9 protein-coding genes are annotated in these 12,772 nt (G+C 67.2%); 7 read left to right on the top strand and 2 right to left on the bottom strand.

What is annotated here, in order from left to right:
• Positions 1 to 49: 49 nt before the first annotated feature.
• Positions 50 to 910, bottom strand: coding sequence for a PA4780 family RIO1-like protein kinase (locus BP05_RS01875; RefSeq protein WP_496359868.1), 861 nt, complete (start codon positions 908 to 910; stop codon positions 50 to 52).
• A gap of 290 nt (positions 911 to 1,200) precedes the next feature.
• Here BP05_RS01875 and BP05_RS01870 point away from each other — a divergent pair, with 290 nt between their 5' ends.
• A complete protein-coding gene (locus tag BP05_RS01870; protein ID WP_496359866.1) occupies positions 1,201 to 1,341 on the top strand; it encodes a hypothetical protein in 141 nt (46 codons plus the stop codon).
• Positions 1,338 to 1,604 (top strand): DUF6522 family protein, encoded by a 267-nt coding sequence (locus BP05_RS01865; protein WP_496359864.1) that lies wholly within the window; start codon positions 1,338 to 1,340, stop codon positions 1,602 to 1,604. Before BP05_RS01870 ends, BP05_RS01865 begins: the two co-directional genes overlap by 4 nt.
• 419 nt (positions 1,605 to 2,023) lie before the next feature.
• On the opposite strand, the gene BP05_RS01860 is transcribed toward BP05_RS01865, so the two are convergent.
• Positions 2,024 to 5,560 (bottom strand): methylmalonyl-CoA mutase family protein, encoded by a 3,537-nt coding sequence (locus BP05_RS01860; RefSeq protein WP_496359862.1) that lies wholly within the window; start codon positions 5,558 to 5,560, stop codon positions 2,024 to 2,026.
• 102 nt (positions 5,561 to 5,662) lie between these two features.
• On the opposite strand from BP05_RS01860, the gene BP05_RS01855 reads away from it, so the two are divergent.
• The 5 genes from BP05_RS01855 (at position 5,663) to BP05_RS01835 (ending at position 12,700) form a co-directional block, all read left to right on the top strand.
• A complete protein-coding gene (locus tag BP05_RS01855; protein ID WP_496359860.1) occupies positions 5,663 to 7,219 on the top strand; it encodes a phospholipase D family protein in 1,557 nt (518 codons plus the stop codon).
• A 39-nt stretch (positions 7,220 to 7,258) separates the two neighbouring features.
• Positions 7,259 to 8,521, top strand: coding sequence for a 2OG-Fe(II) oxygenase (locus tag BP05_RS01850; RefSeq protein ID WP_496359858.1), 1,263 nt, complete (start codon positions 7,259 to 7,261; stop codon positions 8,519 to 8,521).
• 230 nt (positions 8,522 to 8,751) lie between these two features.
• The gene (locus tag BP05_RS01845) at positions 8,752 to 9,855 is read left to right on the top strand and encodes a Glu/Leu/Phe/Val dehydrogenase dimerization domain-containing protein (protein WP_496359856.1); all 1,104 of its coding nucleotides are present in this window, start codon (positions 8,752 to 8,754) and stop codon (positions 9,853 to 9,855) included.
• A gap of 253 nt (positions 9,856 to 10,108) precedes the next feature.
• Complete coding sequence (locus BP05_RS01840; protein ID WP_496359854.1) at positions 10,109 to 11,266, top strand: isovaleryl-CoA dehydrogenase; 1,158 nt, start codon at positions 10,109 to 10,111, stop codon at positions 11,264 to 11,266.
• A 258-nt stretch (positions 11,267 to 11,524) separates the two neighbouring features.
• A complete protein-coding gene (locus BP05_RS01835; protein ID WP_496359852.1) occupies positions 11,525 to 12,700 on the top strand; it encodes a thiolase family protein in 1,176 nt (391 codons plus the stop codon).
• The last annotated feature ends 72 nt before the right edge of the window (positions 12,701 to 12,772 follow it).

Here is a 12,772-nt window from a genome sequence, read left to right as displayed (position 1 = left end):
TGGGGAGCCGCAAGGGCTCGCCAAGGCGAGCAATTCCGCATGAAGCGAACTATGCCTCGGCCTGCGCGGCCGCCTCGCGGCCCTGCTGCCGGATCAGTGCTTCCTCGCGTGCATCGTTGATGGCGTCGCGCACACTGTCGAGGTCGACAGCAGCCTCATCGGGTTCGAATTCCCCTGTCAGCTCGGTGTCGGGCTGCAGCGCGCCGGCCTGGAACAGCGCCCACATCTCCTCGCCGTACCACGTGTCGAGCAGTTCCGGCGCCCAGCGGCCCAGGCTCGCGGTGAGGTTGTTGACGTCGCGCAGCAACATCGCGCGCGCCGCATTGTTGCCGCCGGCGCTGACCACCTGCGGGAAATCGATCACCACCGGGCCGTCCGGCCCGACCAGCACGTTGTATGCGGACAGGTCGCCGTGGATCAGTCCGCAGCACAGCATCCGCACGACCTGGCGCACCAGGACGCGGTGATAGTCGCGCGCCTGTTCCGCGGTCAGTTCGACCTCACCCAGCCGCGGCGCCGAGAAGCCATCGGCATCGGTCACCAGTTCCATGACCAGCACGCCGTGGTGATAGCCATGCGGTTCGGGCACGCGCACGCCGGCGTCGCGCAGCTGGTACAGCGCGTCGACCTCGGTGTTCTTCCAGGCGGTTTCCTGCTGCTTGCGACCGTATTTGGTCGCCTTGCCGATGGCGCGCGCCTCGCGGCTGCCGCGCACCTTGCGGCCTTCCTGGTACTGCACGCGCTGCTGGAAGCTGCGCTGCGCCATGTCCTTGTAGACCTTCGCGCAGCGTACGTCCGCACCGCTGCGCACCACGTACACCGCCGCTTCCTTGCCGCTCTTGAGCGGCCGCAACACCTCGTCGATGACGCCGTCGTCGATCAGCGCCTGCAGCGCGGTGGGGGTCTTCATGGAATCCAGGAGAATGGTCGAGGCGCGCAGGGGCGCGGACCGGGGCGGCATTCTCGCATTACCGGGCGGCGCGGGGGCTGGATTGAACGGAGCGGTTCAGGCGGGGGGCACATAAACGCGCCGCCGGTGCGGGGAAGCCCGGGGGCGTGGGTTGGGCCGGGTCAGTGCGGGATGGATGAATCCGCCTTTTTTGTTCGCCACGCGGCTGGCACCTCCTCCTGGGCCTGACCCAGGTCATGGCCGACCGGCTTCACGCGATGGACCATGGCGCCCCGGTGGAGCCCAGGACCATGAGCGACGTGAACGAGCAGATCGACGAGGCGTCTGCACTGCAGCTGCCCAAGGACGCCAGCTGGAGCGACCGGCTCAGCAACGCGGTCAGCGACTATGAAGTCATCGGTGCGGAGGACGCCGCGGGGCTCGGGTTGTGAAGGCGATCCCGCTGCAGCTGACTCACGAGGGCTCGGAGACGGCCTTCAGCGTCGACATCGACGGCGCCCTGGTGGCGCGAGAGCTAGGGCTCGAGACCGAGGCTTTCCGCCAGCTGATGGAAGACCGCAAGGTGTCGGTGCTTTGCGAACGCGGCATTGGCGCGGACGCCGGCCTGTATCGAGCAACGTTCTATTTCCAGGATCGGCGCTTCCGTGCGGTCGTGGAGAGCAGCGGGCGCATCGTGCAGATCGAGCCGACCTAGCCATCCGCCGCCCGCGGATTTCCGGGGCCTCTGCGGGATACTTCCCACCGTGCGCGCTATGGCGAAGTATGACGCGGCCATCGTGTCGGGCTGCAGTCGGTTTCCGAGCGCTGGCGAAGTGGATCGAGGACCGCCGCGACGAAGAAGGCCTCCTACGTGAACCCTGCGCTGCTGGAGGCCCACGCGGGGCGCTTCGAAGTGCCCGATCGCGGCATATGGACCCTGACGCGGAAGACCGCCACTTGTGACGCTGCGCGCGCCGCGCGTGAAGTAGCCCCGCATCGGTGCGGTACGGCGGACGTCGCGCCGCGACCTGCCTGCCGCTCCACGCCGAACGAAAAAAGCCGGCCAAGGCCCAAAAAAAGAAGCGCCCACCTTGCGGCGGGCGCTTTCAGGGCTTGATGCGCCAGAGCGCCTTGTTACATGTTCCGCCGGTACTCGCCACCCACGTCGTACAACGCGTGGCTGATCTGCCCGAGCGAATGCGTCTTCACCGCCTCCATCAGGCTGGCAAACACGTTGCGGCGCTCACGCGCCGTGGCCTGTAGACCCTTGAGCCCATCGCCCGCGTACCCGTTGCGGTTGCGCTGGTAGCCGGCGACGTTGTCGATCTGCTGGCCCTTCTCGCCTTCGGTCGACCGGATCAGTTCGATCTCGGTGACGATGTCGCCGCCGTGGTCCTTGGGCAGGAAGGTGTTGACGCCGATCAGGGGCAGCGAACCGTCGTGCTTCTTGTGCTCGTAGTACAGGCTCTCTTCCTGGATCTTGCCGCGCTGGTACATGGTGTCCATGGCGCCGAGCACGCCGCCGCGCTCGCTGATGGCCTCGAACTCCTTGTAGACCGCTTCCTCGACGATGTCGGTGAGCTTGTCGACGATGAAGCTGCCCTGCCAGGGGTTCTCGTTGAAGTTGAGGCCCAGTTCCTTGTTGATGATCATCTGGATCGCCACGGCGCGGCGCACGCTCTCCTCGGTCGGCGTGGTGATCGCCTCGTCGTAGGCGTTGGTGTGCAGGCTGTTGCAGTTGTCGAACAGCGCGTACAGGGCCTGCAGCGTGGTGCGGATGTCGTTGAACTGGATCTCCTGCGCGTGCAGGGAGCGGCCCGACGTCTGGATGTGGTACTTCATCATCTGGCTGCGCGCGGATGCGCCGTAGCGCTCGCGCATGGCGCGGGCCCAGATGCGGCGGGCGACGCGGCCGATGACGGTGTACTCGGGGTCCATGCCGTTGCTGAAGAAGAACGACAGGTTGGGCGCGAAGTCGTCGATCTTCATCCCGCGCGCGAGGTAGTACTCGACGATGGTGAAGCCGTTGCTCAGGGTGAAGGCGAGCTGGCTGATCGGGTTCGCGCCGGCTTCGGCGATGTGGTAGCCCGAGATCGACACCGAGTAGAAATTGCGGACGTTCCTGTCGACGAAGTACTGCTGGATGTCGCCCATCATGCGCAGGGCGAACTCGGTGCTGAAGATGCAGGTGTTCTGGGCCTGGTCTTCCTTGAGGATGTCGGCCTGCACGGTGCCGCGCACCGTGGCCAGCGTATGCGCCTTGATCTTCTCGTAGGTCTCGGCGTCGACGACCTGGTCTCCGGTGACGCCCAGCAGGCCCAGGCCGAGGCCGTCGTTGGTCTCGGGCAGCATGCCGCTGTACTGCGGGCGCTGGCGGCCTTCGAACATCTGCTCGATCTTGTCGTGCGCCGCGTCCCAGCGCGCGTTGTCCTCGCGCAGGTACTTCTCGACCTGCTGGTCGATGGCGGTGTTCATGAACATCGCCAGGATGATCGGCGCCGGCCCGTTGATGGTCATCGACACCGAGGTGCTGGGCGCGCACAGGTCGAAGCCGGAGTACAGCTTCTTCATGTCGTCCAGGGTGGCGATGTTGACGCCGGAGTTGCCGATCTTGCCGTAGATGTCCGGGCGCACGGCGGGGTCTTCGCCGTACAAGGTGACGCTGTCGAAAGCGGTGGACAGGCGCGCGGCCGGCTGGCCGACGGACAGGTAATGGAAGCGGCGGTTGGTGCGCTCGGGGGTGCCCTCGCCCGCGAACATGCGGATCGGGTCCTCGCCGGTGCGGCGGTACGGATACACGCCGCCGGTGTACGGGTAGTAGCCCGGCAGGTTCTCCTTCTGCAGGAAGGTCAGCAGCTCGCCCCACGACTTGTAGGTCGGCGCGGCGATCTTCGGGATCTTCTGGTGCGACAGCGACTCGCGGTAGTTCTCCACGCGGATGGTCTTGTCGCGGACCTGGTATTCGTTCACCTCGTCGGTGATCGACTTGAGCCGGGCCGGCCACTCGCGCAGCAGCTTCAGCGCTTCAGAGGTCAGCGACTGCACCGCGTCGTTGTAGCGCTGGCGCAGGGTCAGCAGTGAACGGTCGACGGCGGCTTCGGCGTGCACCGGCACGGCGGGCGACGGGCTGTCAGGCAGGTCGGAGGCGACGGTTGCGACCGCGGCGCCGGCGCCGGGTGTGACGTCGGCACTGTCGTAGAGGTCCAGCGCCTTGGGCAGCTTCGCGTCACCGAGTTCCTTCAGCGCCTGCCATAGCGACTGGGCGCGGTCGGCGACGTCGGACTGGCTCTCGATCCTGGCGTTGATGCCGCGGCCCTGTTCGGCGATCTCCGCGAGGTAACGCACGCGGGCGCCGGGAATCAGCACGGTGGCGCGCGGTTCCTTCAGGCTGGTGTCGATCGCCGGGGTCCACTTCTCGTCCGGCAGCGCCAGCTTGGTGCGGAGCAGGCGGCACAGGTTGGCGAACATCCAACTGATGCCGGGGTCGTTGAACTGGCTGGCAATGGTCGGGTAGACCGGGACGTCCTCGTCCTTGGTGGTGAACGCCACGCGGTTGCGCTTCCACTGCTTGCGCACGTCGCGCAGCGCGTCCTCGGCGCCGCGCTTGTCGAACTTGTTGAGCACGACCAGCTCGGCGTAATCGAGCATGTCGATCTTCTCGAGCTGGCTGGGTGCGCCGAAGTCGGAAGTCATCACGTACATCGGGAAGTCGACCAGGTCGACGATCTCCGAGTCCGACTGGCCGATGCCGGCGGTCTCGACGATGACCAGGTCGTAGCCCAGCGACTTGAGGAACGCGATGCAGTCCTTCAGCACCACATTGGTGGCCATGTGCTGGCGGCGCGTGGCCATCGAGCGCATGAACACCCGCTTGGAGCGCAGCGAGTTCATGCGGATGCGGTCGCCCAGCAGCGCGCCGCCGGTGCGGCGCCGGGTCGGGTCGACCGAGATCACCGCGATGTGCATGTCGGGGAAGTTGCTGAGGAAGCGGTTGAGCAGCTCGTCGGTCACCGACGACTTGCCGGCGCCGCCGGTGCCGGTGATGCCCACGACCGGGGTCTTGCCGCCGGCGAGCTGCCACTCCTTGCGCAGGTGGGCGAGCTCGGCTTCGTCCAGCGCGGATTCCTCGATGGCCGAGAGCATGCGGCCGATCTCGATCTCGTTGTCGAAGGCCACCTTGTGCGGCGTGTCGACCGGCAGGCGCGCCGCTTCGGCACGGCGCACCACGTCCTCGATCATCGAGACCAGGCCCATGTGCATGCCGTCGTTGGGATGGTAGATGCGCTCGACGCCGTAGGCCTGCAACTCGCGGATCTCCTCCGGGGTGATGGTGCCGCCGCCGCCGCCGAACACGCGGATGTGCGCGGCGTTGCGTTCCTTGAGCATGTCGACCATGTACTTGAAGTACTCGACGTGGCCGCCCTGGTAGGACGAGAGCGCGATGGCGTCGGCGTCTTCCTGCAGCGCGGCGCGGACCACGTCCTCGACCGAGCGGTTGTGGCCGAGGTGGATCACTTCCGCGCCCTGCCCCTGGATCAGCCTGCGCATGATGTTGATGGCGGCGTCATGGCCATCGAACAGGCTGGCGGCGGTGACGAACCGCAGCGGGCTGCGATTCTCGTCAAGCGCGGGGGTCTGGGACTCGGGAAGATTGCTGGCGGGGGTGCTCATGCGACGCGCTCAATACGGAAACAGGCGAAAGGGAATTGTACCGCGTCGCCCGGAAGCGACTTCTCCCTGATACTGGGCAGCGGGGAATCCGGGGGTGAAGGCATGCGGCGATTGGCGCGTCTGCTGGCGTGGGGATTGGTGACAGTGGTGCTGCTGACGCTCAGCGGCTGGCTGCTGGCGGACCACCTGACACCGCCCGCCACCGGCATCCCGAGCCATGCCCTGCCCGTGCAACCGGGCCAGAGCGACCTGGACCGCGAACTGGCGCCGTTGCTGGCGACGCAACCCGGCAGGACCGGCGCGATCCTGGTTCCCGATGGACTGGATGCATTCGCAGCGCGGGCGATCTCGGCGCGCCGCGCCGGACGCAGTCTGGACCTGCAGTACTACATCTGGCACGACGACCTGACCGGACGGCTGCTGGGCCGCGAGGCTTGGCTGGCGGCCGAGCGCGGCGTCCGCGTGCGCATGCTGCTGGACGACATGAACGCCGAGGGCATGGACCCCGGTCTGCTGGCGCTGGATGCGCACCCGAACATCGAGATCCGCCTGTACAACCCCTTCCGCAACCGCGGTGGGGTGATGCGCATGTACGAACTGGTGCAGCGCGTGGTCAGCGTCAACCACCGCATGCACAACAAGGCCTGGATCGCCGATGGGCGCATGGCCGTGGTCGGCGGGCGCAATGTCGGGCAGGAGTACTTCGGCGCGGGCAGGGAAACCAATTTCCGCGACCTCGACCTGGTGTTGTTCGGGCCAGCGGTGGCGCAGGCGAGCGCGGTCTTCGACGCGTACTGGAACAGCGCCGCCGCCGTGCCCATCGCCGCGCTCAGCCGCAAGGGCCCCAACCAGTTGCGGGTGCTGATGGAGGCGGTGGACAAGGAAGCGACCGGCCCCGAGGCGCAGCGCTACCTGCAGCGCGTGGAGGCCTCGCCGCAGGTGCGCGCCTACTTCGCCGGCAGACTGCAGCCGCACTGGAGTACCGGCGTCCGCGTGGTCGCCGATCCACCGCTGAAGTGGAAGCATGACGACCGCACCGGCTGGATGATCGAACGCCTGTCCGCGCAGCTGCGCACGGCCCGGCACAAGGCCCTGTTGATCTCGCCCTATTTCGTCCCGGGCGACTACGGGACGCAGGGGCTGGAGGAACTGACCGGAAAAGGCACCTTCGTCGGCGTGATCACGAATTCGCTGGCCGCCAACGACGTGCCGGCCGTGCACAGCGGCTATGCCGGCTACCGCGAGCGGCTGTTGCAGGCCGGCGTGCAGTTGTACGAGATCCGCGCGCAGGGCCGCCCCGAAACAGCGGGCATCTTCGGCAGCAGCGGCGCCAGCCTGCATACCAAGGCGTTCGTGGTGGACGATGCGCGCGGCTTCGTGGGCTCGTTCAACCTCGATCCGCGTTCGGCGGACCTCAACACCGAGATGGGCGTGCTGTTCGACGATCCGGCCATCGCCCGCGCGCTGCGCGACGAATACCTGCGGCTCGCCGGTCCGGCACTGAGCTACTGGGTCCAGCGCCGCAGCGACGGCGAACTGCGCTGGCTCGACCGCGCCGCGCGACCTCCCGCGCTGCTCGAACGCGAGCCCGATACCACGCGCTGGCAACGCGTGACCGCGCGGGTCGTGGGCTGGCTGCCGATCGAATCGCAGTTGTAGCGTCACGCGCAATCGCGGCTTCGGCTACGCTCCCGCGCCATGGGCAACGACACTGCATTGGAAGAGCTCCGCGCCGCCGCCGCGGACGGATCGCCGCGGGCCTGTTTCCAGCTCGCACAGGGCCTGGTGGCGCGCGACGCGATGGGAGAGGCGTACCAGTGGCATCTGCGCGCCGCGGAAGCGGGATTCGCCCCCGCGCAGATCGAGGTTGCGCGCATGCACCTGCACGGCGTGGGCACCGAACTCGATCCCAGGCAGGCGGTCGCCTGGCTGCTGCGTGCGGAGGCCAGCGGCCATCCCGTCGCTGCCTACATGCTGGCGATGGTGGCCGTGGGCGGTTTGGCCGCGCCTCACGATGCGCGCATCAACCAACGCCTGATGCACGCGCTCAATGCCGGCCTGGCGCCCGCGCTGCGCGCCGCGGCGATCCATTTCGGGCGCAAGCAGGACCCGCAGGACCAGCAACGTTGCCTGCAATTGCTCGATCACGCGGCATCGCGCGGCGACTGGGTCGCGGCCCTGCTGCTGTCGGAACGGCTGGCCCGCGGCGAAGGTTGCGCGGTCGATCGGGACGCCGCAGGACGGCTGCGCGCCCGGTTGGAAGCGGGCGGCATCGCACCGCTGCCCTCACTGGCGGTCGAGGAGGTCGCCATCCGGTCCGCCTCCGGCACGCTCGCACTGGAGGATGCACTCCAGCCCCCGCTCCCGCGGCTCGTCAGCGAGCGACCGCGCGTGTCCGTGATCGACGGCCTGCTTTCGGCGGACGAATGCCGACTGCTCATCGCGGCAGCGCGGCCGATGCTGCGCAGGTCGCGCGCGATAGACCAGGCGTCGGGGCAGGCTTCGGCCATGCAGATCCGCACCAGCAGCGATGCCAGCTTCGACCCGCTGGTCGAAGACCTGTCCTTGCGCCTGGTGCAGCAACGCATGGCCAGCGCCGCGGGAATGGAGCTGGTGCAGGCCGAACACCTGGTGGTGCTGTCCTACGAACCAGGCCAGGAGTACCACCCGCACCGCGACTACCGGCCGCCCGAGTCGCTGCGCGGCGACGTACCGGAAGCTGGCAACCGTGCGCGCACGGTCTGCGTGTATCTCAACGAACCCGAGGCCGGTGGCGAAACCGAATTCCCGGTGCCTGGCATCCGGGTGGCGCCGCAGGCCGGACGCGCGGTGGTGTTCGACAACCTGCTCGCCGATGGCAGCCCGGACGTGGATTCGCTGCACGCCGGCCTCCCGGTGGAACGCGGCCAGAAGTGGCTGGCGACGCTCTGGTTGCGGCAGGGGCGCTACCGCGCCTATTGAGGGCGCCGCCCACCGTCTTCACATCGCGGCATACGCCGCCGTATCTATTTTCCCCGGGGCGTCCGCCATTTCCGGCATGGGCCGGTTGGAATCGATTGCATTAGACTACGCCGCCTGCGGAGTGGGCCCTGACCCGCATTTCGACCGCAGTTCTCCTGTCATTCAACGACTTACATCACCTTGTTGGCGCCCTTTGCCATGCGCAATCCGGCGGCCAACCGGAGCATCCGATGATTTTTGAAACCCTCGACACCTTCGGCCACGAGCAGGTCGTGTTCTGCCACAACAAGGATGCGGGCCTTAAGGCCATCATCGCCATCCACAACACCGTGCTCGGCCCGGCCCTGGGCGGCACCCGCATGTGGCCGTACAAGACCGAGGCCGACGCGCTCAACGACGTGCTGCGCCTGTCGCGCGGCATGACCTACAAGAACGCAGTCGCGGGGCTGAACATCGGTGGCGGCAAGGCGGTGATCATCGGCGACCCGGCCACGGACAAGTCCGAGGCGCTGTTCCGCGCGTTCGGCCAGTTCGTCGAGGCCCTCGGCGGCCGCTACATCACCGCCGAAGACGTCGGCATCGACGTCAACGACATGGAATACGTGTACCGCGAGACCGAATTCGTCACCGGCGTGCACCAGGTGCATGGCGGCTCCGGCGATCCCTCGCCGTTCACCGCCTACGGCACCCTGCAGGGCCTGATGGCAACGCTCAACAAGCGCTTCGGCGACGAGGAAGTCGGCAAGTACTCCTACTCCGTGCAGGGCCTCGGCCACGTCGGCATGGAATACGTGAAGCTGCTGAAGGAACGCGGCGCGAAGATCTTCGTCACCGACATCAACAAGGGCCTGGTCGACAAGGCCGTGTCGGAATACGGCGCCGAAGCCGTGGGCCTGGACGAGATCTACGACGTCCCCGCCGACGTGTACTCGCCGTGCGCTCTGGGCGGCACCGTCAACGAAAGCACCCTGCCCCGCCTGAAGGCCAAGATCATCTGCGGCGCCGCCAACAACCAGCTGGCCAACAACGCCATCGGCGACGAAGTGGCCAAGCGCGGCATCCTGTACGCCCCGGATTACGCGGTGAACGCGGGCGGCGTGATGAACGTGGCGCTGGAACTCGACGGCTACAACCGCGAACGCGCCATGCGCATGATGCGCACGATCTACCACAACCTCGCGCGCATCTATGAAATCGCCGAGCGCGACGCGATCCCGACCTACAAGGCCGCCGACCGCCTCGCCGAGGAGCGCATCAGCGCGATCGGCAAGCTCAAGCTGCCGCTGGGCCGCTCGCAGCCGCGCTTCCAGGGCCGTATCCGCGGCGGGCATTGATCCCGTCTGCGGCGGGATCAACCCAAAGTTTGCCCGGCAAACTTTGGGCCCCGGCCCACGCTGCCAAATCCCCGCGGCTTCGCCGCGCCCCCTTTACTAAAGGGGGCTTTGGTCCAGCGGGAACTCGGCATCGGAACGCAAGCAAGAAACGCCCGGCTAGTCCGGGCGTCTTTGTGTGCGGGTGTCGCAGGCGAAGCGATAGAATTCATGCCTGGGCCAACATTCACTTTCGTCTTCAAGCACAAGGATTCCCATGCGCCCTTTCCCCCTCGGTGAAGAGATCGACGCCCTGCGCGATGCCGTGCGCCGCTTCGCCGACGCCGAGATCGCGCCGCGTGCGGCGCAGATCGACCACGACAACTGGTTCCCCCAGGACCTGTGGCCGAAGCTGGGTGAAATGGGCCTGCTCGGCATGACCGTGCCGGGCGAATACGGCGGCAGCGAGATGGGCTACCTCGCCCACCTGGTGGCGATGGAAGAAATCTCGCGTGCTTCGGGCTCGGTCGGCCTGTCGTATGGCGCGCATTCCAACCTGTGCGTCAGCAACCTCTACGCCAACGGCAACGCGGCGCAGCACGGCAGGTACCTGCCCAAGCTGTGCAGCGGCGAGTGGAAGGGCGCGCTGGCGATGAGCGAACCCGGTGCCGGTTCGGACGTTGTGGGCTCGATGTCGTGCCGCGCCGAACTGCGCGACGGGGTCTGGGTCGCCAACGGCAACAAGATGTGGATCACCAACGGTCCCGAGGCCGACGTGCTGATCGTCTACATGCGCACCGCCGGCAAGGACGCGGGCAGCAAGTGCATGACCGCCTTCATCGTTGAGAAGGGCATGAAGGGTTTCTCGACCGCGCAGAAGCTGGACAAGCTGGGCATGCGCGGTTCCAACACCTGCGAACTGGTGTTCGAGAACTGCGAAATCCCGCAGGAAAACGTCCTTGGCGAGGTCCACAACGGCGTCAAGGTGCTGATGTCCGGCCTCAATACCGAACGACTCGTGCTGACGGGTGGCCCGCTTGGACTGATGCAGGCGGCGCTCGACCTCGCCCTCCCCTACGTGCGCGAGCGCAAGCAGTTCGACCACGCCATCGGCACCTTTGGCCTGATGCAGGGCAAGATCGCCGACATGTACACCGCGCTGCAATCCTCGCGCGCGTTCGCCTACCAGGTGGCGCGCGACTATGACGCCGGGCACAAGAGCCGCATCGACGCGGCCTCCTGCCTGCTGCACGCGTCGGAAGCCGCGGTGCAGGTCGCCCTCGAGGGCATCCAGGCCTTGGGCGGCAACGGCTACATCAACGAGTTCGCGACCGGCCGCATCCTGCGCGACGCCAAGCTCTACGCGATCGGCGCCGGCACCAACGAGATCCGGCGGATGCTGATCGGGCGAGAGCTGTTCGACGGCCGGAGCTGAGCCGATCTCCCTAGGGAGGAGCCGCCCACGAGGCGGCTTTTTCTTTTACTGGCGGCTTCTGGACCCAGGTTCGGGTTGCGCTGCCGCCGGCTTGGCGCGCACCGATGGCCCGCTCGGCAAATTTCAAGCCCTTGGCGGTCTCCTTTGCGCTTCGAAGCCGCCGCAAGAGGCTGCGAGGCAATTTGCGGCACTGCAGCAAGGCGCTCCATAATCGGGGGGTTCCGGCCGCGCGCCGGTCTTGCCTAAACGGAGTCCGCCATGAGCGACGTGGTCATCGTCGGTGCCAAGCGCACCGCCATTGGTTCCTTCCTTGGACAGTTCACCGGGGTACCGACCCCCACGCTCGGCGCTGCCGCCATCGCCGGCGCTCTCGAGCAGGCCGGCGTCGCGCCCGACCAGGTGGACGAGGTGATCATGGGCTGCGTGCTCCCGGCCGGCCTCGGCCAGGCTCCCGCCCGGCAGGCGTCGCTGGCCGCCGGCCTGCCGACCTCTTCGGGCTGCACCACCATCAACAAGGTCTGCGGTTCGGGCATGAAGGCGATCATGCAGGCGCACGACGCCATCAAGGCCGGCTCCTCGAACGTGGTCGTTGCCGGCGGCATGGAATCGATGACCAACGCGCCGCACCTGCTCAACAGCTCGCGCACCGGCACGCGCTACGGCAGCGCGGAGATGCTCGACCACATGGCGTGGGACGGCCTGACGAATCCCTACGACAAGCAGGCGATGGGCGTGTTCGGCGACATGGCCTGCAACAAGTACGGCTTCGACCGCGCGTCGCTGGACGCCTATTCCGAGGAGAGCGTGAAGCGCGCGCAGGCCGCCACCACCAACGGCTCCTTCAAGGACGAGATCGTTCCCGTCACGGTCAAGGGCCGCAAGGGTGACGTCGTTGTGGACACCGACGAGGAGCCGGGAAAGATCGATCCCAGCAAGATCCCGACCTTGCGCGCTGCCTTCGGCAAGGACGGTGTACTGACCGCCGCTTCCTCTTCCAAGATTTCGGATGGCGCCGCGGCGACCGTGCTCATGTCCGCGGAAGAAGCCGCCAAGCGCGGGTTGCAGCCGCTCGCTCGAATCGTCGCCCATGCCACCCATTCCCAGGCGCCGGAGTGGTTCACCACCGCGCCGGTCACCGCGATCCAGAATGTCCTTGGTAAGGCCGGCTGGACGGTGGCCGATGTCGATCTGTTCGAGGTCAACGAGGCCTTTGCCTGCGTGGCAATGGCCCCGATGAAGGATTTGGGCATCGCCCACGACAAGCTCAACGTCAATGGCGGGGCGTGCGCCCTGGGCCATCCGATCGGCGCAAGCGGCGCCCGCTTGGTCGTCACCTTGATCAACGCGCTGCGCCGGCGCGGCGGCAAGCGTGGGGTAGCGTCGCTGTGCATCGGCGGCGGCGAAGCCACCGCAGTGGCGATAGAAATTGCCTGATCCAAGGGCGGAACGCTTCGCAGGCGTGCACGCCAAGTGAAAGATGTGCCCGCATTTCATGTGCGGGTAACC

It is taken from the genome of Lysobacter oryzae DSM 21044, from assembly GCF_059568595.1.
Note: the sequence above shows the minus strand (reverse complement) of the source record. Positions and strands in the feature narration are given on the sequence as shown.